Origin of the sequence: Pseudomonas sp. UME65 (assembly GCF_014170225.1) — a bacterium.
In the GTDB taxonomy this organism is placed as follows: domain Bacteria; phylum Pseudomonadota; class Gammaproteobacteria; order Pseudomonadales; family Pseudomonadaceae; genus Aquipseudomonas; species Aquipseudomonas protegens.
Window position 1 is genome coordinate 663,033 of the sequence record NZ_LZZQ01000005.1, and the last position, 20,180, is coordinate 683,212.

16 protein-coding genes are annotated in these 20,180 nt (G+C 60.9%); 13 read left to right on the plus strand and 3 right to left on the minus strand.

Translation table 11 applies throughout. The annotated features are described in order from the left end of the window. Positions 1 to 142: 142 nt before the first annotated feature. The gene (locus A9971_RS06560) at positions 143 to 625 is read right to left on the minus strand and encodes a sigma-70 family RNA polymerase sigma factor (RefSeq protein WP_026020154.1); all 483 of its coding nucleotides are present in this window, start codon (positions 623 to 625) and stop codon (positions 143 to 145) included. Positions 626 to 951: 326 nt separating this feature from the next. Here A9971_RS06560 and A9971_RS06565 point away from each other — a divergent pair, with 326 nt between their 5' ends. The 5 genes from A9971_RS06565 to A9971_RS06585 all read left to right on the plus strand — a co-directional run bounded on the left by A9971_RS06565 (position 952) and on the right by A9971_RS06585 (position 6,380). After that, positions 952 to 2,124 carry an efflux RND transporter periplasmic adaptor subunit gene (locus tag A9971_RS06565; protein ID WP_015636412.1) on the plus strand — a complete coding sequence of 391 codons (1,173 nt, stop codon included), beginning with the start codon at positions 952 to 954 and terminating at the stop codon, positions 2,122 to 2,124. Then, positions 2,125 to 4,098 carry a MacB family efflux pump subunit gene (locus A9971_RS06570; protein ID WP_183001500.1) on the plus strand — a complete coding sequence of 658 codons (1,974 nt, stop codon included), beginning with the start codon at positions 2,125 to 2,127 and terminating at the stop codon, positions 4,096 to 4,098. Between the two features lie 7 nt (positions 4,099 to 4,105). Further along, positions 4,106 to 5,497 (plus strand): efflux transporter outer membrane subunit, encoded by a 1,392-nt coding sequence (locus A9971_RS06575; protein ID WP_183001501.1) that lies wholly within the window; start codon positions 4,106 to 4,108, stop codon positions 5,495 to 5,497. A 117-nt stretch (positions 5,498 to 5,614) separates the two neighbouring features. After that, positions 5,615 to 5,914, plus strand: a complete 300-nt coding sequence (locus A9971_RS06580; RefSeq protein ID WP_183001502.1) for a DUF3349 domain-containing protein — start codon at positions 5,615 to 5,617, stop codon at positions 5,912 to 5,914. A 28-nt stretch (positions 5,915 to 5,942) separates the two neighbouring features. Next, positions 5,943 to 6,380 (plus strand): SMI1/KNR4 family protein, encoded by a 438-nt coding sequence (locus A9971_RS06585; protein WP_183001503.1) that lies wholly within the window; start codon positions 5,943 to 5,945, stop codon positions 6,378 to 6,380. 52 nt (positions 6,381 to 6,432) lie between these two features. Here the strand turns inward: A9971_RS06585 and A9971_RS06590 are convergent, their stop codons facing one another. Then, entirely contained in the window at positions 6,433 to 8,064 is a 1,632-nt protein-coding gene (locus tag A9971_RS06590; RefSeq protein ID WP_053152863.1) for a hypothetical protein, read from the minus strand. A 173-nt stretch (positions 8,065 to 8,237) separates the two neighbouring features. Here A9971_RS06590 and pvdM point away from each other — a divergent pair, with 173 nt between their 5' ends. The 8 genes from pvdM to A9971_RS06630 all read left to right on the plus strand — a co-directional run bounded on the left by pvdM (position 8,238) and on the right by A9971_RS06630 (position 19,772). Then, on the plus strand, positions 8,238 to 9,587 hold the full coding sequence (gene pvdM / locus A9971_RS06595) for a pyoverdine-tailoring dipeptidase-like protein PvdM (protein ID WP_123397513.1): 1,350 nt from the start codon (positions 8,238 to 8,240) through the stop codon (positions 9,585 to 9,587). Positions 9,588 to 9,620: 33 nt separating this feature from the next. After that, complete coding sequence (locus A9971_RS06600; protein ID WP_053152869.1) at positions 9,621 to 10,907, plus strand: aminotransferase class V-fold PLP-dependent enzyme; 1,287 nt, start codon at positions 9,621 to 9,623, stop codon at positions 10,905 to 10,907. 47 nt (positions 10,908 to 10,954) lie between these two features. Next, entirely contained in the window at positions 10,955 to 11,845 is an 891-nt protein-coding gene (locus tag A9971_RS06605; protein ID WP_053152873.1) for a formylglycine-generating enzyme family protein, read from the plus strand. Positions 11,846 to 11,877: 32 nt separating this feature from the next. Next, the gene (locus tag A9971_RS06610; RefSeq protein WP_183001504.1) at positions 11,878 to 12,897 is read left to right on the plus strand and encodes a GNAT family N-acetyltransferase; all 1,020 of its coding nucleotides are present in this window, start codon (positions 11,878 to 11,880) and stop codon (positions 12,895 to 12,897) included. A gap of 332 nt (positions 12,898 to 13,229) precedes the next feature. Further along, a complete protein-coding gene (locus A9971_RS06615) occupies positions 13,230 to 14,885 on the plus strand; it encodes a cyclic peptide export ABC transporter (RefSeq protein WP_053152879.1) in 1,656 nt (551 codons plus the stop codon). A 159-nt stretch (positions 14,886 to 15,044) separates the two neighbouring features. After that, positions 15,045 to 17,477, plus strand: a complete 2,433-nt coding sequence (locus tag A9971_RS06620) for a TonB-dependent siderophore receptor (protein ID WP_183001505.1) — start codon at positions 15,045 to 15,047, stop codon at positions 17,475 to 17,477. A gap of 1,034 nt (positions 17,478 to 18,511) precedes the next feature. Then, on the plus strand, positions 18,512 to 19,366 hold the full coding sequence (locus A9971_RS32855) for a polymorphic toxin type 44 domain-containing protein (RefSeq protein ID WP_259652368.1): 855 nt from the start codon (positions 18,512 to 18,514) through the stop codon (positions 19,364 to 19,366). Continuing rightward, the gene (locus A9971_RS06630; RefSeq protein WP_183001506.1) at positions 19,344 to 19,772 is read left to right on the plus strand and encodes a hypothetical protein; all 429 of its coding nucleotides are present in this window, start codon (positions 19,344 to 19,346) and stop codon (positions 19,770 to 19,772) included. Before A9971_RS32855 ends, A9971_RS06630 begins: the two co-directional genes overlap by 23 nt. A gap of 94 nt (positions 19,773 to 19,866) precedes the next feature. On the opposite strand, the gene A9971_RS06635 is transcribed toward A9971_RS06630, so the two are convergent. Continuing rightward, on the minus strand, positions 19,867 to 20,049 hold the full coding sequence (locus A9971_RS06635) for a hypothetical protein (protein ID WP_081007157.1): 183 nt from the start codon (positions 20,047 to 20,049) through the stop codon (positions 19,867 to 19,869). Between the last annotated feature and the right edge of the window lie 131 nt (positions 20,050 to 20,180).

The following is a 20,180-nucleotide window of genomic DNA, read 5'->3' on the forward strand; positions in this document are numbered from 1 at the left end:
AGGCCAGCAGGTCGTCTGTTGAGTAGGAACGAGGACGATGAAAAAAAATTTAACCGCCTGGTGGTGTTGCCTTCAGACAAAAGCAAGCTGCCGGTACGTCAGATTCAGTGCAGGGCTCTGCCCGGTTGACGAACACCGCTCGTCACTGAGCATCCCACTGGCGCAGGCGCGACCGACAATGCTTCATGGCATTGACGATGTGTTTCTCCACCAGGCTGCGGGAAATCCCCAGCTGTTCGGCGATCTGCGGGTGGGACAGGCCTTCGAGCTTGCGCAGCAGGAAGCTCTCACGACACAGCCGGGGCAGCTCGGCCAGGGCCCGTTGCAGCATTTCCAGGCGCTGGCCGTGATCCAGGCTGGTCTGCGGCGAAGGGTTGAAGTAACGCTCTTCGTTGTCCAGCACCTCCAGGGGCTCGGACTGGCGCAAGGCATTGCGCCGATGGCCGTCGATCACCAGGTTCAGGGCCGTGCGATAGAGAAACGCCCGCGGCTGCTCGATGGGGGTATCGCTGGAGCGCTCCAGGACCCGCACATAAGCGTCATGCACCACATCCTCGGCCACCTGGCGATTGCCCAGCTTGGCGTTGAGGAAGCACATCAGCTCGCGATAGTAGTTTTCCAACAGGGCTCCCGAGCGCCCACTGGGGCGGTTCTGTCCTTGAGCAAGTCCGGCCATGGCCGATTGCACCCGGTAATTCGTGATGGCTGTTTAGTAGCGGCGTAATTTATAGTAATTCTCATATAGATTTAAAGTAGCGCAGCACCGCGGTGGGTTTATTTTCAGTGTTCCGACAGCTGTAACGCCATGTGTCGGCAGTTAAATTCCCCCCCCGGCATCTCGTTTACCTGACAGCTCCCCGTCTCTGCCGTTCCTGCGGCAGCCGCAAGCCTGGCTGCCCCTTGTGCAGCTGGCCGTTGTGACGGGCCGATATCCCCTGGCCGGAACCCTGCATGAAACGTCCTCGCCCTACCCGACGCGCCCTGCTTGCCGCACTGTGTGTGATCCCCGTTGTTGCCATCGCTGCCTGGAAGTTCATCCCGGCAGGCCGTGACCAGTTCACCACCGTGCAAGTGAGCCGCGGCGATATAGAAAGCAGCGTCACCGCCCTGGGCACCTTGCAGCCACGACGCTACGTGGATGTGGGCGCCCAGGCGTCCGGGCAGATCCGCAAGATCCACGTCGAATCCGGTGATCAGGTCAAGGAAGGCCAGTTGCTGGTGGAGATCGACCCCTCCACCCAACAGGCAAAACTCGACGCCAGCCGTTTCTCCATCGAGAACCTGCAGGCCCAGTTGCAGGAGCAGTACGCCCAGAACCAGCTGGCCCGGCAGAAGTACCAGCGCCAGCAGAATCTGGCGGCCGGCGGCGCCACCCGCGAGGAAGACGTACAGACCGCCCAGGCCGAACTCAAGGCCACCCAGGCGCGGATCGACATGTACAAGGCGCAGATCCGCCAGGCCCAGGCCAGCCTGCGCAGCGACCAGGCCGAACTGGGCTACACGCGCATCTATGCGCCCATGTCCGGCACCGTGGTCGCGGTGGACGCCCGCGAAGGCCAGACCCTCAACGCCCAGCAGCAGACCCCGTTGATCCTGCGCATCGCCAAGCTCTCGCCCATGACCGTCTGGGCCGAAGTCTCGGAAGCCGATATCGGCCACGTCAAACCCGGCATGCACGCCTACTTCACCACCCTGAGCGGCGGCAACCGACGCTGGACCAGCACTGTGCGGCAGATCCTGCCGATCCCGCCCAAGCCCCTCAACGAATCCAGCCAGGGCAGCGGCAGCCCCAACAGCACCAGCAAGAGCGGCAGCGGCCGGGTGGTGCTCTACACCGTGCTGCTGGACGTGGACAACGCCGACAACGCCCTGATGGCGGAAATGACCACCCAGGTGTTCTTCGTCGCCAATCAGGCAAAAAATGTGCTCACTGCCCCCATCGCCGCCCTGCACGGCAGTACCGAGCCGGACCTGCAGATGGCTCGGGTAGTGGCCAAGAACGGCTCGATCGACGAACGCAAGGTCCGAGTCGGCATCAGCGACCGCCTGCGCATCCAGATCCTCGACGGCTTGAACGAAGGTGATCATCTGCTGATCGGCCCGGCCAACAGCAGCGGGGGTTGAATGCAGACGCCTCTGATCGACCTCAGGAACATCCGCAAATCCTACGGCGGCGGCGACAGCCCGCAGGTCGATGTCCTGCGGGGCATCGACCTGTCGATCCACGCCGGCGAGTTCGTCGCCATCGTCGGCGCCTCGGGCTCCGGCAAGTCGACGCTGATGAACATCCTCGGCTGCCTGGATCGCCCGACCTCGGGCGAGTACCTGTTCGCCGGGGAGAACGTGGCTCACCTGGACAGCGACGAACTGGCCTGGCTGCGCCGCGAGGCCTTCGGCTTCGTGTTCCAGGGCTACCACCTGATCCCTTCCGGCTCGGCCCAGGAAAACGTCGAGATGCCGGCCATCTACGCCGGCACCCCGGCCGCCGAACGCCACGCCCGCGCCGCCGCCCTGCTGGAGCGCCTGGGCCTGGCCAGCCGCAGCGGCAACCGCCCGCATCAATTGTCCGGCGGCCAGCAGCAGCGAGTGTCCATCGCCCGCGCCCTGATGAACGGCGGCCACATCATCCTCGCCGACGAACCTACCGGCGCCCTGGACAGCCACAGCGGCGCCGAAGTCATGGCCCTGCTGGACGAACTGGCCAGCCAGGGCCACGTGGTGATCCTCATCACCCACGACCGCGAAGTGGCGGCACGGGCCAAGCGCATCATCGAGATCCGCGACGGCGAGATCATCAGCGACACCGCCACCAGCGATCCCTCGGTACAACTGAGCGCCAACGCCGGCGCCCTGCAAGCCGTGGACCTGCGCCAGCGCCTGGCCGACGGCAGCGAGCCCACCGGTGCCTGGAAAGGCGAACTGCTGGAAGCCATACAGGCCGCCTGGCGGGTGATGTGGATCAACCGCTTCCGCACCGCCCTGACCCTACTGGGGATCATCATCGGCGTGGCCTCGGTGGTGGTGATGCTGGCGGTGGGCGAAGGCAGCAAGCGCCAGGTGATGGCGCAGATGGGGGCGTTTGGCTCGAACATCATTTACCTGAGCGGACACGCGCCCAACCCGCGCGCGCCGCAAGGCATCATCAGCCTCGACGACGTCGCCGCCGTGGCCACCCTGCCCCAGGTCAAGCGCATCATGCCGGTCAATGGATCGGAAGCCGTAGTGCGCTTCGGCAATGCCGATCACATGAGCTATGTCGGCGGCAACGACACCAACTTCCCGCATATCTTCAACTGGCCGGTAGTGGAAGGCAGCTACTTCACGGAGGCCGACGAACATGCCGGCGCCGCAGTGGCAGTGATCGGCAAGAAGGTCCGGGAGAAACTGCTAAAAGATGTCGCCAACCCCATCGGCCAGTACATCCTGATCGAAAACGCGCCCTTCCAGGTGGTCGGCGTGCTGATGGGCAAAGGTGCAAGCTCCGGCGACCAGGACAGCGACGACCGTATCGCCGTGCCCTATTCCGCCGCCAGCACTCGCCTGTTTGGCAGTCGCAACCCGGAATACGTGGCCATCGCCGCCGCCGATGCCGGCAAGGTCAAGGAAGCCGAACAAGCCATCGACCAACTGATGCTGCGCCTGCACAACGGCAAGCGCGACTATGAACTGACCAACAACGCCGCGATGATCCAGGCCGAGGCCCGGACCCAGAACACCCTGTCGCTGATGCTCGGCGCCATCGCCGCGATCTCGCTGCTGGTGGGCGGCATCGGGGTGATGAACATCATGCTCATGACCGTGCGCGAACGCACCCGGGAAATCGGTATCCGCATGGCCACCGGTGCCCGCCAGCGCGACATCCTGCGCCAGTTCCTCACCGAAGCAGTGATGCTTTCGGTGGTCGGCGGCCTGACCGGCATCGGCGTGGCCCTGATCATCGGCGGCATCCTGATCCTCAGCGAAGTGGCGGTGGCCTTCTCCCTGGCCGCAGTGCTCGGCGCCTTCGCCTGCGCCCTGGTCACCGGCGTCATCTTCGGCTTCATGCCGGCCCGCAAAGCTGCCCGGCTCGACCCGGTCACGGCCCTTACCAGTGAATGATCGATCTATGAAAGTGCACCTGACCCTCCTGACCGCCAGCGTCTTGCTGGCGGCCTGCAGCAGCCCGGCGCCGCGCCCGGAAAGCGGCCTGCAAGCACCGGCGTCCTGGCACTCTCCCGCCAGCCAGGGCGACCGGCAGCAAGACCTGCGCTGGTGGACCCGTTTCGGCAGCCCGGAGCTGGACCAACTGATCGCCGAAGCCCGGGCCGGCAGCCATGACCTGGCCGCCGCCATGGCCCGGGTCCGCCAGGCCCAGGCCAGTGCCATCGTCGCCGGGGCTCCGCTGCTGCCCAGCGTCAATGGCACCTTCAACGCCAGCCGCAGAAAACAGTTGCGCGGCAACAACTCCAGCCAGCTCGATTCCAGCAGCAACAGCACGGTCACGAACTCGTTCGACGCGGGCCTGAGCGCCACCTATGAAGTCGACTTCTGGGGCGGTCGCCGCGCCGCCTACGACAGCGCCCTGCTCGGAGTCCAGGCCAGCGAGTTCGACCAGGCCACCGTTGAGCTGACCCTGCTCAGCGGCGTGGCCAACAGCTATGCCCAGGTCCTGTCGTTGCGGGAACAGAGCCGCATCGCCGAACTCAACCTGGCCAATGCGCAGAACGTGCTGCAACTGGTGCAGACCCGCTATGACTCCGGCTCGGCCACCGCCCTGGAGCTGGCCCAGCAGAAAAGCCTGGTGGCCGCCCAGCAACGCCAGGTGCCCCTGGTGCAACAGCAGGCCGAAGAAGCGCAGATCACCCTCGCCACCCTGCTGGGCCGGCCGGTACAGAGCCTGAAATTGAGTGACCAACCCTTTGCCCAATTGAGCTGGCCGACCATCGACGCCGGCGTACCCAGCGAACTGCTGACCCGCCGTCCCGATATCGCCGGTGCCGAGGCCCGGCTGGCGGCGGCCCAGGCCGATGTCAAAGTGGCGCGGGCGGCCATGCTGCCGACCCTGACCCTGACCGCCAACCTGGGCACGGGCTCCGACAAGATGGGCGAGGTCTTGCGCAATCCCTTCTACAACCTCGCCTCCGGGCTGGTGGCGCCGATCTTCAACAACGGGCGCCTGGGCGCCGAACGGGACAGGGCCACAGCGCGCCAGCAAGAGCTGCTGGAGACTTATCGCGGGGCGATCATCAATGGTTTTGCCGATGTGGAGAAAGCCCTCAACAGCATTCGCGGCCTGGACCAGCAGCGCCAGTGGCAGAGCGAAGAACTGAACCAGGCGCAGCGCGCCTTCGAGATCGCCCAGAGCCGCTATCAGGCCGGCGCCGAAGACCTGCTGACCGTCCTGGAAACCCAGCGCACCCTGTACACCGCCCAGGACCAGAACGTGCAACTGCGGCTGTCGCGCCTGCAGTCGAGCATTGCCCTGTACAAGGCCCTGGGGGGCGGCTGGAATCAATGAATCACCAAAGGCTCGCATGGCCAGCGTTATCACCACTGGCCATCGTCGCAGCGACGGCCAGGGCGCTGATGACCTAGAATCGTCCGACCACCCACAGACGCGAGCAACGCCCCCACCATGCCCCTTGGAACCGAGCTGGACGCCGCCCTGGCAGACGTGCTGTCGATGCTGAAAAGAGCATTCCCGAACGGAGTCAGCACAACCGATTACCGCCCTCTTCTGGCAGCGCTATATGAACATCTGTCAGATCGAAACCTGGCGAATGTCATTTCACAGCTCACTCACAAGGACCCGGATCTGGTCCTCAACGAGATCTACGAGGCCATGACCTGCAAGAAACCGAAAGCTCAGGAGATAGCATCGCTAACTCGGCTCCTGAACCATCACGGGGCGCCTGAAACCCTGGCCGACAACTGATCTTTCGAGCCTCGAGAAGACCTGGACAATGAACTTCAGTGAATTTGAACAACTGCTGAATGCCAAGAAGAACCTCCATCCGATCTGGTTTGAGCTCCCTTCGGACAGCGCCGCCACCGAGGAGGACATCACCGAGGCTCAAAATGACCTGGCGCTGCGACTTCCTGTCGAGTACCGCCAGTTCCTGCTGAAGCATGGGGGCGGCTACTTTGCCTTGGGAATCGTCTACTCACTGGACAGAGACAGCGATTTCAACCTGGCCAGAATCAATCGACAACACCCACTGATTGGCAAGTGTCATCTGTTGTTTTCAGAGAACGGCTGCGGCGACTTCTACGGCTTCCGGATTGAAAATAACCAATGCCTGGCAGAGGTGTGCTTTTTTGATCATGAAACCCAAGCATGGCAGCAGACCGGATACCCAGAACTGTTCAGCTTCCTGGCCGAAGTGGCCCTTTCGATCTGAACACCCCTAGCAACGACCTCCAGACTCGAAGTTCGCGATCAGTCCGGCGCCACTACAGCAGCCGCTGCCTGACCTTCAAATGCCGCGCATACCAGGGCCGGCGCGGCACCTTGCGCAGCAGATCGGCCAACTGCTTTTCATCCTCGATAAAGGTGATGCGCAGGGCCAGCTTCATGGTTTCCGGGTCCATCTCCACGGTCTTGCCGGTCTGCAATCCGGGGATGGTGCTGCAACCGTGGGTCACCGGCCCCAGCCAGGGGTCGCCGGCCTCGACCCAGCGCCCCGGGGCGAACCAGGGCACGCCATTGACTTCCAGGCGCTTGAGCTCGCCGGGATGGAAACGCTCGTGGGCGCGGAACCAGTCCTCCAGGCGGTCGTCGATCCAGCCATGGAAACGCCAGAACACCGGGCTGACATGGGAAGAAAACGGGTCGCCGAGAAAGTCGTTTTCCGGCTGGTACCAGCGCGGGGAAAAGTCCGCCGGATCGCGGGCCATGGGCACCGGCGCACCACTGGAAGGATCACGCGGCACCGAGGCCCAGCGCATGTGCAGCCAGTCGTGCAGGCCCAGTTCGATTTCCGAGCCGAACTGGCCCAGGGTCAGCTTCGCCAGGTAGCGCGGGTTACGGTACTGCGACTCCCAGACCTGGAAGTTGCTGTGGTAGGTCTCGCCGGCCTTGATGTCGCTGACCCACTGGCTGTAGTCGTCATCGTCATCGGCCAGCCACGCCGGCGGCAGGGAACCGCCGTCATGGTTGTCGAAATAGCGGGCGAAACCCAGGCGATCCCGCAGCAGTTCCGGCTGCGGCAGGGGGAAATGCTGCCAGGACGGCAGGTCCTGCATGGAACGCGCCGTGCCGAGCATGTGCCGGTGCATGAAGAAGAAATCGATACCCGAGCCATTGCGATCTTTTTTCGGACCGCGAGCATCGCGCTCCTGCCCCCGCGGGCCGGGCTGCCAACCGATGCCACGCAGGGCGTCACGCTTCTCTTCGGAAAGCCGGTGCCACTTGTCCCGGGTCGCGTGCCACAGCTGGTGGAACAAACGATGCTCGGGCGACACCAGCCAGGCCTGCAGCGTCGGGTTCAGGCCGATACGCTGGCGGGCTTCGGGAAACATCTGCTTGGTGGCGACAAAGCGGTTGTCCAGGGCAGGCAACGCCAGAGGCCGGTCCAGGCGCTCGACCCGGCCGCTCAGGGTGCCGCTGCCGGCATTGGCGAAACCGGCCCAGACCTCATCCAGGCTCATCTTGAATTCATAGGCGGCGGCACCGTCCAGCGCATTGGCCGGAATCAACCGCCAGTACATTTCACCCGGCTGCGGGCTCACCAGGTCGGCAACGATCCGGTAGCGCGGCTCGGCGTCGCCGCGCAGGCCCTCGGCGCTATCCAGGTAACCGCGCAGGCCGCGCCCGCGCTGGGCGATATCCAGAAACAGCTCCAGGTTCTGGCGCGGCAGGCCATCGAGCCCGGCATCGGCGCCTTCGAAGCGAATGCTCCAGATGCCTCGCAACTGGTCCGCCAGCCGTTGCCCGGCGGTGTCCGCCAGGTCCACCGTGGCTTCACCCGGGGTGATGGGAAACGCTTCCTCACGCGTCAACTCGCGATGCACATAAAACGCCGCCGGCACTGCAGCGCCAGTCAGCGCCAAGCCCGCCATGAACCCTCGTCGAGAAATCGTCATTGCCCTACCTGTGTCAGCCCTGATGCAGGCTTTATCCAAGCTAGAACGTTTATTGCCCCAGGAAATTTACCGCCCGCGCAGGGGGCTTAAATTTCCTCGTCACTGGCTCGTTCTTCCCAGATAGCAAAGGCCCCTGTGCCTGCACCTTGACGGCGAAACCGACTGAGATGGCAATGACAAAACCACGTTCGAAGAAGGCTCTTTACATCGGCCTGCCACTGGCCCTGGCGATTGGCGCCGGCGCCGGCTTCCTGGCCTGGGACTACTGGTTCAGGGACAACCCCGGCTACCCGGTCAAGGTGATGAAGCAGGCAGAGGAACTGCAGGAGCGCATCCTCTCCTTCGACAGCCACATTACCGTGCCCCTGGATTTCGGCAGTGCCGGCAACGAGGCCGACAAGGACGGCAGCGGCCAGTTCGACCTGGCCAAGGCCGGACGCGGGCGCCTGTCCGGCGCAGCCCTGACGATCTTTGGCTGGCCGGAAATCTGGAACGGCCCAAATGCCCCTCATCGCCCAACGGCGGGCTTTGTCGACGCCGCGCGTAATGAACAGGAAGCGCGCTACAAGATTCTCACCGGCATGGTCCGCGATTTCCCCAACCAGGTGGCCATCGCCCACACCCCGGAAGAGTTCCGCCGCCTCAATGGTGAAGGCAAGTTCGCGGTGTTCCTCAGCATGCTCAACGCCTACCCACTGGGCACCGATCTCAACCAGCTCGATCTCTGGACTGCCCGTGGCATGCGCATGTTCGGTTTCAGCTATGTAGGCAACAACGCCTGGTCCGATTCCTCGCGGCCACTGCCGTTCTTCAACGACACCCCGGATGCCCTGGGCGGGCTTTCCGACCTGGGCCAGCAGGCCGTGCGCCGGCTCAACGATTTGGGGGTGATCATCGACGTGTCGCAGATGTCGAGCAAGGCCCTGGAGCAAGTCAGCCAGCTCAGCCGCGCGCCCTTCGTCGCTTCGCACTCGGCGCCCCGGGCCCTGGTGGATATCCCGCGCAACCTCAGCGACAAGGAAATGCAGTTGATCAAGGACAGCGGCGGCGTGGTGCAGATCGTCGGTTTTCCCACCTATATCCGCCCCCTGAGCCAAGCGACCCGGGACAAGCTCAACGCCCTGCGCGCCCGCTTCGACCTGCAACCCTTGACCGGGCTGGAAATGGCCCTGATGCCCGGCGACGCCATCATCACCGTGTGGCCCGAGCAGCGTTTCGGCGAGTACGCCGGCGAGCTGTACAGCATCGTCGAAGCAGAACCCAAGGCCACCCTCAAGGACTTCGGCGACGCCATCGACTACGCGGTGAAGAAGATCGGCATCGACCACGTCGGTATCAGCTCGGACTTCAACGACGGCGGCGGCCTGGACGGTTGGAAGGACGTCAGCGAGGGCCGCAACATCACCGCCGAACTGCTGCAGCGCGGCTACAGCGAAGCAGATATCGCCAAGCTCTGGGGCGGCAACTTCCTGCGAGTCTGGGAGCAGGTGCAGAAGTCCGCCAAGCCCCTGGCCAACCACTGATCCTCCCCTTTTGCCAACCAGTGAAATGAGCTCATGACCGATCGCCGTACATTTCTCAAACAGGCCGGCATCCTCGCCGCCGGCCTGCCTCTGGGCGCCGGTGCCCTGGCAGCGTCCGGCACTAGCGCTAGCGCCCCGGCGCCCACGCCCAAGGACCCATGGGCGCAACTGCGCCTGCTGTTCGATCAGGACCCGAACTACCTGCACTTCTCCAATTTCCTGGTGACCTCGCACCCAAGGCCCGTGCGTGAAGCCATCGAACGGCATCGCGCCAACATCGATCGCAACCCCGGGCTGACCATGGACTGGGACCTGCAGGAACCCTGGAAACGCGAAGCCGAAGTCCGCCAGTGGGCAGGCCGCTATCTGCAAGCCAAGCCCGGCCAGATCGCCCTCACCGGCAGCACCAGCGAAGGCCTGGCGATGATCTATGGCGGTATTCACGTAAGGCCCGAGCAGGAAATCCTGACCACGGTGCACGAGCACTACGCCACCGAGTACAGCCTGGAATACCGGGTACGCAAACAGGGTACCCAAGTGCGCAAGATCAGCCTGTTCAAGGACCCGCACCGGGTCTCCAGCGATGAAATCCTGGATTCGATCAAGCGCAGCATCCGCCCCAATACCCGGGTCCTGGGCATGACCTGGGTGCAGTCGGGCAGCGGCGTGAAACTGCCAATCGGCGAGATTGGCAAACTGGTGGAGGAACTCAATCGCCAGCGTGATGAACCGCAGCAGATCCTCTACGTGGTCGATGGGGTCCACGGTTTTGGCGTGGAGGACTTGAGCTTTCCCGACATGCACTGCGACTTCTTCATCGCCGGCACCCACAAGTGGATGTTCGGCCCCCGCGGTACCGGGATCATCTGTGCCCGCTCCGAGGAGCTCAAGAACGTCACTCCCAGCGTGCCGACCTTTTCCGAGGACAACAATTTCGGCACCAGCATGACCCCCGGCGGCTACCACGCCTTTGAACATCGCTGGGCCCTGGATGAGGCCTTCAAGCTGCACCTGCAACTGGGCAAGGCCGAGGTCCAGGCGCGCATCCACGCCCTCAACAGCTACCTCAAGCAGCGTCTGCAGGAGCTGCCCCAAGTGGAGCTGGTCACTCCCCTGAGCCCCGAGCTGTCGGCGGGTTTCACCTTCTTCCGGGTCAAGAATCAGGACTGCGACAAGGTCGCCGCCTACCTGATGGCCAATCGGGTGGTGGTCGATGCCGTGGACCGCGATGTGGGCCCAGTGATCCGTACCGCGCCTGGCCTGCTCAACGACGAACAACAGATCGATCGCCTCATGGACCTGTTGCGCAAAAAGGTTTGAAACCGCCCCTCCTTGCGCCCTGTGTCACTTTTAAAAAGAGAGTCATGATGAAACAGCATTCACTGAGTACCGCCCACCGCCCGGCCCTGGCCAGCCTCTCGCTGGCCCTGCTGCTGAGCCTGTTCCTGCCGACCGCCGCCCAGGCCGCCGCCTCGCCCCAGCCGGGCAAGGTGTTCAAGGACTGCAAGGACTGCCCGGAAATGGTGGTGCTGCCCGCTGGCACCTTCACCATGGGCACCCCCGCTGACGAGGTCGGCCGCCAGGAGGATGAGGGTCCGATGCATGAAGTGACCTTCGCCAAACCTTTCGCCATCGGGCGTTTCCAGGTCCTGGCCGGCGAATGGGCGACCTACCTGCGGGAAACCGGCTACCGCATGCCCGACGGCGACACGCGCCCCGGCCGTGAATGCAAGGCCGGCAAACCCCGCTACGAAGTCGGCCCGCGCCAACCGGCGGTGTGCATGGACTTCAACGAAGCCCAGGCCTACACCGCCTGGCTGTCCAAGCGCACCGGCCAGCATTACTTCATCGTCAGCGAAGCCATGCGCGAATTTGCGGCCCGCGCCGGCAGCACCGGTCCCTTCCCCTTCCCTTTCGACGAGGGCAAGGAGTACAGCATCGCCAAGCACGCCAACACCTACGGCCCGGAAGACGGCTTCAGCTTCACCTCGCCAGCCGGTTCCTTCCCCCCCAACGCCTTCGGCGTCTACGACATGCACGGCAATGTCTACGAGTTCACCCCCGACTGCTGGCATGAGAACTATGTCGGCGCCCCCACCGACGGCAGCGCCTGGACCGAGCCCAACTGCAGCGTCCTGCAGATGCGCGGCAACGATTGGACCGAAGCGCCGATTTTTTCCCGCTCAGGCAACCGCAACAACATCTACCCCACCGATCGTGGTGACTGGCTGGGGTTCCGGGTTGCCCGCGACCTTTGACCCTTCCCCTCATCGACTGACGGAGACACACAATGAAAGCAGCTTTGTTCACCCTGTCGCTGAGCGACGGTTCCACCGCCAGTGTGCATGACGCCGAAGAGAATCAGGGCAGCCTGCACACCGAGGGCTTCGCGGCACTGACCTTTCGCAGCGATGGCGAACTGATCGAGATCAGCGGCGAGATTGCGCCCAACTATCCGGCCAGCGCGCTGCTGGCCCTGCTCGGCGGGCATTTCTGCTACAAGAAAAAGTCCGCTCAGGTGCGGGTTCGCCTGCGTGCCAGCCGCGACTTTGCCGTGTCGGCCATCCGCCAGGGGGTCTTTGACACCTTGCTCGCCGCCGACGCCCATCAAGTGGAACTGCAGTGCCGGCGCAGCACCTTCTGGCAGCACCCGCTGCCCTGGCTCAGTGCTCCGGCCAGCGCTCACACCGCGCCCTTCTACCAGTTCAGCGGCGAGAAACGTCACCCACAACGCCCGCCGCTACCTCAGGGCGAGGTGTACCGCCGCCGATTGCCGGGGCTGAACACCGAATTCAGCCTGCGCACCATCGACCCGGATCGTGACCTGCAAGCCTTCAACCGCTGGATGAACCTGGAGCAGGTGGCGTTCTTCTGGGAGCAAGCGGGAAGCCTCGACGAGCATGCCGCCTACTTGCAAGACATGCTGGCAGACCCACGCGTCCACCCGCTGATCGGCTGCTACGACGACGAGCCTTTCGCCTACTTCGAAGTCTACTGGTGCAAGGAAGACCGCATCGCCCCTTACTACGACGTGCAGGACCACGACCGCGGCTGGCACGTGGTGGTGGGCGAGAACAAGCACCAGGGCATCGGCAAGCTCAAGGGCTGGTTCAATTCGCTGATGCACTACATGTTCCTGGATGACCCACGCACCCAGCGCATCCTCGGCGAACCGCGCATCGACCATGACCGGCAGATCGACTTCCTCAAGTCCCAGGGCTTCGGTCACTTGAAGGACATCCAGCTGGCCCACAAGAAGGCTGCGCTGCTGCGCCTGGAGCGCGAGTTCTTCTTCGATCGGCCACTTTGACCTGATCGCACGGTCGCTGCAGCCACCCTGCAGCGACCGGCGCATGGCCCAACGCATGGCCTGCGCTAAATCCCCCCAGCGCCACTTCGTCTTCTCTGCAACGGTCTTGAGTCAAGCCCCGCCCCGAGCGCGACAGCCTCCTCAAGCCTGGCACTGAAGCAATTAGCACTGCACGCCGCGCAGCGCTGTGCACCCCGGACCATTGCCCGTATTTCGATCTATTCCAGAGGAAGCGCACCAGATGAACCCGACGGCTGCACCCCGCCCCCCATGCACCACCAACGCCAACCGCCTCTCACACGCACTTATCCGTGCTTGAACCAGGAGTCATCATGAACAGCCCTCCGCGTAGCCGCAGCGCCATCCGTGACCTGCTGGGCCTGCTCAAACCTTTCTGGCCCACAGTGGCCCTCTCGATCGTGCTGGGCATCATCGGTGGCCTGAGCATCACTGTCCTGCTGGCGACCATCAATCAGGCCCTGAACGGCGCCGACGGCCTCAGCCGCGGCGTGGTCCTGACCTTCGCCGGGCTGTGCCTGCTGGCGCTGCTGTGTTCGATTCTGTCGGACATCGGCAGCAACTACGTCGGCCAGCACATCATCAGCAAGCTGCGCAAAGACCTGGGGGAGAAAGTCCTGAGCGCGCCCATCGAGCAGATCGAACGCTATCGCAGCCATCGCCTGATCCCGGTACTGACCCACGACATCGACACCATCAGCGACTTCGCCTTCGCCTTCGCGCCACTGGCCATTTCCCTGACCGTGACCCTGGGCTGCCTGGGTTACCTGGCCTTACTCTCATGGCCGATGTTCCTGCTGATGCTGGTGGCCATCGTGATTGGCTGCAGCGTGCAGTTTGTCGCGCAGACCAAGGGCATCAAGGGGTTCATGGACGCCCGGGATGAAGAGGACAACCTGCAAAAGCACTACAACGCCATTGCCGACGGCGCCAAGGAGCTGCGCATCCACCGGCCGCGACGCAACCGCATGTTCAACCAGAGGATCAAGCACAGCGCCGAGCACATCTGCAACAAACAGATCGAGTCGGTGAACATTTTCATTGTCGCCAAGACCTTCGGCTCCATGCTTTTTTTCGTGGTCATCGGCCTGGCCCTGGCCCTGCAGTCCTTCTGGCCCAACAACGACCGCGCGGTGATGAGCGGTTTCGTCCTGGTGCTGCTGTACATGAAGGGCCCCCTGGAATTGCTGATCGGCAACCTGCCGATCGTCAGCCGGGCACAGGTGGCCTTCCGCCGCATCGCCGAGCTGTCGGAGCGCTTCTCCTCGCCCGAACCGCACCTGCTGCTCAGTGAAACCGCGACCCAGCCCCAGGTGGTGCACAGCCTGGAACTGCACGATGTGCGCTATGCCTTTCCTGCCGTGGAAGGCAGTGCGCCCTTTGCCCTGGGCCCGGTGAACCTGCGGATCAACCAGGGCGACATCGTGTTCATCGTCGGCGAAAACGGCTGCGGCAAGACCACTCTGATCAAGCTGCTGCTGGGCCTGTACCGACCCCAGGAAGGCGAGATCCGGCTTAACGGCGGCGCGGTCACCGCCGAGACTCGCGACGACTATCGACAACTGTTCACCACCATCTTTGCCGACTACTACCTGTTCGATGACCTAGTCCAGGGTGGCGAACAACTGCCCGAAGATGCCGAGCAGTATCTGCGGCGCCTGGAGATCGGGCACAAGGTGAGCATCCGCGACGGGGCTTTCACCACCACCGACCTGTCCACCGGGCAACGCAAGCGACTGGCACTGGTCAACGCCTGGATCGAGGAGCGCCCGGTGCTGGTGTTCGACGAATGGGCTGCTGACCAGGACCCGACCTTCCGGCGCATTTTCTACACCGAGCTGCTGCCGGATCTCAAGCGCATGGGCAAGACCATCATCGTTATCTCCCACGACGATCGCTATTTCGACATTGCCGACCAGTTGGTTCGAATGGAGGCAGGCAAGGTCAGTTGCGAACTCGAACCCGCCTGATTTTTTACGTATCGGCTTTCCGGTTTTCGGGAAGTCGAACGTCTCATAGTAAGTTTGAGAAACATTCACATTTAAAATGAATTCCCATTGCCGCTTTAATAAGAGCAAATGAACATGCCAGCACCTCTTGGACTCACCCCCCTTAAAAAAGCCCTGCTCATGCGTCATGCGCTGCGGCCGAACTTGCGGTCGTATCTGCTTGGGGCCGTACTGGCGCTGCCTTGTGCCGCCCAGGTACAAGCCCAGCAAGCCAACTTCGATATTCCTGCACAGTCCCTGGGTAACGCCCTGCAGACGTTCGGCCAGCAAGCCGACCTGCAGGTGCTCTACAACCAGGACAGCGTTCAGGGCAAGCGCAGCACGGCAATCAAGGGCTCGTTGCAACCCGACCAGGCCCTGACACAGCTGCTACAGGGAACCGGGGTGACCTACCAGCGGCAAGGCAACACAGTGACCCTGGGGCAAAGCGGCGGGTCCGTGCAGTTGGGGACCACGAACATTTCCACTCAAGGGCTGGGGAGCACCACCGAGGGGACCGGTTCCTACACCACAGGGCAAAGCAATTCGGCCACTCGTCTGGACCTTTCGCTGCGCGAAACGCCACAGTCGGTGAGCGTCATCACCCGCCAGCAAATGGATGATCAAGGGCTGACCGAACTGGCGCAAGTCATGCAACAGACCCCCGGTATCACGGTTAACCGCGAGAGTTCCGAAGGCTACGTGTATTACTCGCGGGGCTTTGAAATCCAGAACTTCCAGTACGACGGCATTCCCAGCCTGGGCACCGACGGCGGCAACATCCGCGACAACTACAGCATCGGCAATACCCTGATCTACGACCGCATCGAAGTGCTCAAGGGTGCCACCGGCCTGGTCAACGGCATCGGTTATCCGTCCGGGGTGATCAACATGGTGCGCAAGCGCCCAACCCGGGAATTCCAGGGCCACATCGCCGCAGGCGCTGGCTCCTGGGACCGCTATACCAGCGAAGTGGATGTCTCCGGCCCCCTGGTAGAAGGTGGTGCGATACGCGGGCGGATGGTGGCCGGGACCGGCAAGCGCAACAGTTTCATCGACTATCAGAAAGGTGAGCAGAACGTCTTCTACGGCATTCTCGAAGGCGACCTGAGCGATTCCACCACCCTCAGCGTCGGCTACGACTACCAGAAGAACAACAACGACGCCACGACCAACACCAGCTTGCCGGTGTTTTACAAGAACGGGAATCGGATCAAGTTTTCCCGTTCCACCAACCCGGCTGACAAGTACGCCTACCGCAACCAGGAAACCCAGCACGCCTTTGTCGGCCTCGATCACCAGTTCGACAATGACTGGACCTTCAAGGCGACGGTCAATGCGCGCAAATACACCTCGCGGGAAATCATCGCCGGCATGTCCAGCGAGCACGTCAACCTAGACAACAGCCAGGACTATGGCTACCTGCCTCCGGGCGGCGTGACCAACTTCGACTCCAACAGCGACGAGAAGTCCTTCGATGCCTATGCCAAGGGTCCGTTCGCGCTGTTTGGCAGGACCCACGAACTGGTGTTCGGCTACAACTACTCCCATGCCACCACCATGTCCAAACGTACCGATGGCACCAGCTCCAGTACCATTGACAACGTACTGAACTGGGATAACAGCGAACCCTATCCAACCGACTGGGCCTGGTGGTCGACCTTCGACGTGAAAAGCACACAGAAGGTTTCCTACGCGGCGGTCATTCTCAAGCCCACCGATGCCCTCAACTTCATTCTCGGCGCCCGGGTCAACGACTACGACTGGCAGATCGATCGGGTCAACGCCCTTCGCCAACTGCCACGAATCTCCACCACCAATTCCGGGGAAGTCATTCCCTATGCCGGCGTCACCTATGACCTGGACGACCACCACACGGTCTATGCCAGCTACACCGACATTTTCAAGCCGCAGCCCTACAACCTGGGAGCAGACGGCAAGCCCCTGGACCCGCTGACCGGGCAGAGCTACGAGGTGGGGATCAAGGGTGAATACTTCGACCGTCGCCTGAACGCCAGCATGGCATTGTTCCAACTCAAGCAGGACAACCTTGCCGAGAGCAGTGGCGTCATAGGTGTCGACGGCTTCGAGGCCATGCGTGCGATCAAGGGCGCTACCACCAATGGCGTTGAACTGGAAATGGCAGGTGAAGTGCTGCCGGACTGGAACGTCAACGCCGGCTACGTTTATCAGGAGTCCTACGACGCCAAGAACAAGCGTGTGGCGACCACCCAGCCACAGCATCTGTTCAAAGTCGCCACCACCTATCGCCTGCCTGCCGAGCTGAACAAGGTCACCGTGGGCGGCAACATGCAATGGCAGAGCGCGACCTCGTTCGTCGACGACACCTTCACCGATGCCGCCTACAATCCGCTGCCCAGCCACAAGTTCACCCGCTCAAGCTACGCGGTTGTGGGCCTGATGAGCAGCTATGACTTCAACCAGAACCTCAAGGCCACGGTCAACCTGAACAACGTCTTCGACCGGACCTATTACAGCGGTATCGGCACCTACAATTCGATCTACTACGGTGACCCGCGCAACGTCATGTTCAACGTCAAATACAGCTTCTGATTCGCCCCAGTTGAACCCCTCCCTGCTCCGGTCACCGGGGCGGGGATTTTTTTGTCCGCAGCGCCAGCATCGACCTGATGTTTCGCCCTCGGTCTTCGGCATACGCATTGGTATTGGATTTTCGTAGGAGCCGGCTTGCCGGCGAAGAGGCCCGCAAGCCATGCAGCGTCTGGGCTGACGCCTTCGCTGGCAAGCCAGCTCGAGGAGCGCGAACGCCAGTAGTGTGTGTGTGAGCCACAACAGGATTACGTCGCGCTCTGGTAGACGGCCAGTCACGGATACTACGCGGATCAGGTGTTTGAATTGTCCAGGGCGAAGGGATGTTGCTCAGGGGACGGATGCAGTCATGGGGCTCTCTACCAGGATTGGTGACGAATCGCGAACGATCCTGAGAAGAGTTGGCAGCGGACCTCCTGAATAGCTTACAGGCCCGCGTGCCGTGGTGTTCACGGAAAATTATGCAAGGGGGTGAATGGTTACGGCTTTTGGCGAATGGAGATCCTCACGTTGTGAAACAGGTGCCCCGCGTGAAGAGCACTTGCGGCCGGCCACCTGTAACAAGCAGTCCGCCCGGGAAGGCTTCCCAGCTTAGGGTCAGATGCCTCTTCACTTTGCCCCTCCGTTTCCTGAAAATAAATGAGAATCAGTAGCAATAAAATTATGCACAAGTGCATGTTTTATTGCGCAAAGCACTGGCTATACGTACAGTTATTTTGTGCCTTGGTAGCGCATCCAGCTCGAAATGAGTAAAGGCGCTGCAGCACATAACTTCGGAGCGCCCTGTAGGGATGTCTCTGGAACAAATTAATGCCAACGAGCCATGTGATTTAGCATGAGGCAGTTAGCGGCGCAGGTATGTATATATGTCAGGGTCAGCTTTCGAACTAGAGTTCACGATTCATCCAGATAGGCAACAAAACTATGGAGTTGGCGGCGGTGGTGGTTATGGTGAAGGCTTACGCCGAGGAAGGACCTCGACTACAGGAATCGACCTAGCGGACAGATTACGTGATGAGTCGGAAGGATGGCCAAGCATGGACAGCTATAAAGATCTTTCTCTCAACGTTTGGAAAATTGTTCCACTTCAACTCACAGAAGCATTTTACGATATAAAATTTAGTGCGAGAGAAAACAAAGAAGGCATTGAAGACAAAGTTAGATCTGAGATCGCTGCAGAGGGCGGCACCCCCATCCCAGGCAATGAGAATTCATTTGACAAATCGATAGCTACAATCAACAAACTCATCAAAAAAAGACAAGAAGCTCTAGAAGACAATCAATATATCTTATCCACGCTACCGCCGAGAAAATACACCTCAATCTCTATCGAAGAAATAATGAATGAAATCGATCTAGCAACTCGCAGCGATGACGATGCTTTTAAAGAGATCCTAGACCAGATGATTGATGGCCTCACAGCAGATCTCAACATTGAGCTTCACTCCTTAGCCATTGAAGCACTTGAAAAGAAATTGGCCGAGGCAATTAAAGAGAAGGCTAAGATTACAACCGTCCCTCCAGCTCCGGTCGGCGTTCTAATAGACGAAAACCTCAAGGAGGCTAAAGAACGGTATAAGTTCTTCAATGGAGCCAATGCATTTCTTTTAGGTTGGTTTTATACGAAGGTAAAAAATAAAGGAGACTGGGACTACAAACAACGTGGCAGTCAATACCAAGAGTTTGGAAATTTCAATTATGGTGCCACTGGAGAGGCTGCTGGTATCTCCACAGAAATACTGCTGAGGGCAGCGGGAGCTGCGCAATCAGTAGCTGGTACTTCCAGCGAAGAGTTTGGAAAATGGTGGGAAAGCGCGCCTTATGGCGATGACCCGATGGATCAAGAATGGATCAAAGCTGGGATTGAGTATGCAAAATCAAAAGGCTACTAAGTGGCTGGTAGGAGTACTGATTATTATTTGCCTTGGGCAAGCCCTGTATATATACGGCTCTACTCAAAACTCTCCGGAGCCAACAAAGCTTGTATCCACTACATTAATAGGAGAGCGAGGGGCAATATACGAGATACTTTCTGACAATGGAGGGGCGACCGTACCGCTAACCTATAACTACTACCTCATGAACGTACAAATTGATGATAGTACAGCATTAGTTAAAGCAAAAGACTCGCACCCGTTTCTAACCACAAAAAGCTCAGGCGCCATTCAAGAAGTCCTTCCTGGAAAAGTCAAGCTGAAGACTACCGATACAGTATTCAACTACAGCAGTATTGGATACTATAAAGTTGACGAAAAGATCAACATTATCAATTTCGAAATTGAAGCCACCATGCCATAAAAAATGGCGACATAACAACACCGGCTTAGGCCGGTATTGTTTAGTCAGTTATGACTTCACCTATCGCTGATATCTAGCACCCAAGACATCCCCATTAATCACCCTGAGCTACTGCAGGTTTTTTTGTAGCCGACCGCTGTGTATCCATGCCTTTGCACCACGATTGCTGCACGTAGAACGGCTGCACTTCAATGATACCAAATGCATCTAAATAACTGACTTGCAGAGCCTCGGTTACCGACTCGACCACTTTGCCTTCCCACTTAAAGTAGTTCATTGGGGCAAGTTCCCCTTAGAAGCTTGGTTGCTGCGAACCGAAACCGGGAATGATTACCTGGGCCGGAGTTTCACCGGCCTCTAATTACAGCGCTGCAAGCGCCGGTTGAAAAACGGCACGAATACTCGCTG

Bases quoted from the DNA above. Each gene is read 5' to 3' on its own strand.
- A9971_RS06565 (WP_015636412.1), top strand. From the start codon at position 952: ATGAAACGTCCTCGCCCTACCCGACGCGCCCTGCTTGCCGCACTGTGT.
- A9971_RS06570 (WP_183001500.1), top strand. From the start codon at position 2,125: ATGCAGACGCCTCTGATCGACCTCAGGAACATCCGCAAATCCTACGGC.
- A9971_RS06575 (WP_183001501.1), top strand. From the start codon at position 4,106: ATGAAAGTGCACCTGACCCTCCTGACCGCCAGCGTCTTGCTGGCGGCC.
- A9971_RS06580 (WP_183001502.1), top strand. From the start codon at position 5,615: ATGCCCCTTGGAACCGAGCTGGACGCCGCCCTGGCAGACGTGCTGTCG.
- A9971_RS06585 (WP_183001503.1), top strand. From the start codon at position 5,943: ATGAACTTCAGTGAATTTGAACAACTGCTGAATGCCAAGAAGAACCTC.
- A9971_RS06590 (WP_053152863.1), bottom strand. From the start codon at position 8,064: ATGACGATTTCTCGACGAGGGTTCATGGCGGGCTTGGCGCTGACTGGC.
- pvdM (WP_123397513.1), top strand. From the start codon at position 8,238: ATGACAAAACCACGTTCGAAGAAGGCTCTTTACATCGGCCTGCCACTG.
- A9971_RS06600 (WP_053152869.1), top strand. From the start codon at position 9,621: ATGACCGATCGCCGTACATTTCTCAAACAGGCCGGCATCCTCGCCGCC.
- A9971_RS06605 (WP_053152873.1), top strand. From the start codon at position 10,955: ATGAAACAGCATTCACTGAGTACCGCCCACCGCCCGGCCCTGGCCAGC.
- A9971_RS06610 (WP_183001504.1), top strand. From the start codon at position 11,878: ATGAAAGCAGCTTTGTTCACCCTGTCGCTGAGCGACGGTTCCACCGCC.
- A9971_RS06615 (WP_053152879.1), top strand. From the start codon at position 13,230: ATGAACAGCCCTCCGCGTAGCCGCAGCGCCATCCGTGACCTGCTGGGC.
- A9971_RS06620 (WP_183001505.1), top strand. From the start codon at position 15,045: ATGCGTCATGCGCTGCGGCCGAACTTGCGGTCGTATCTGCTTGGGGCC.
- A9971_RS32855 (WP_259652368.1), top strand. From the start codon at position 18,512: ATGGACAGCTATAAAGATCTTTCTCTCAACGTTTGGAAAATTGTTCCA.
- A9971_RS06630 (WP_183001506.1), top strand. From the start codon at position 19,344: ATGCAAAATCAAAAGGCTACTAAGTGGCTGGTAGGAGTACTGATTATT.
- A9971_RS06635 (WP_081007157.1), bottom strand. From the start codon at position 20,049: ATGAACTACTTTAAGTGGGAAGGCAAAGTGGTCGAGTCGGTAACCGAG.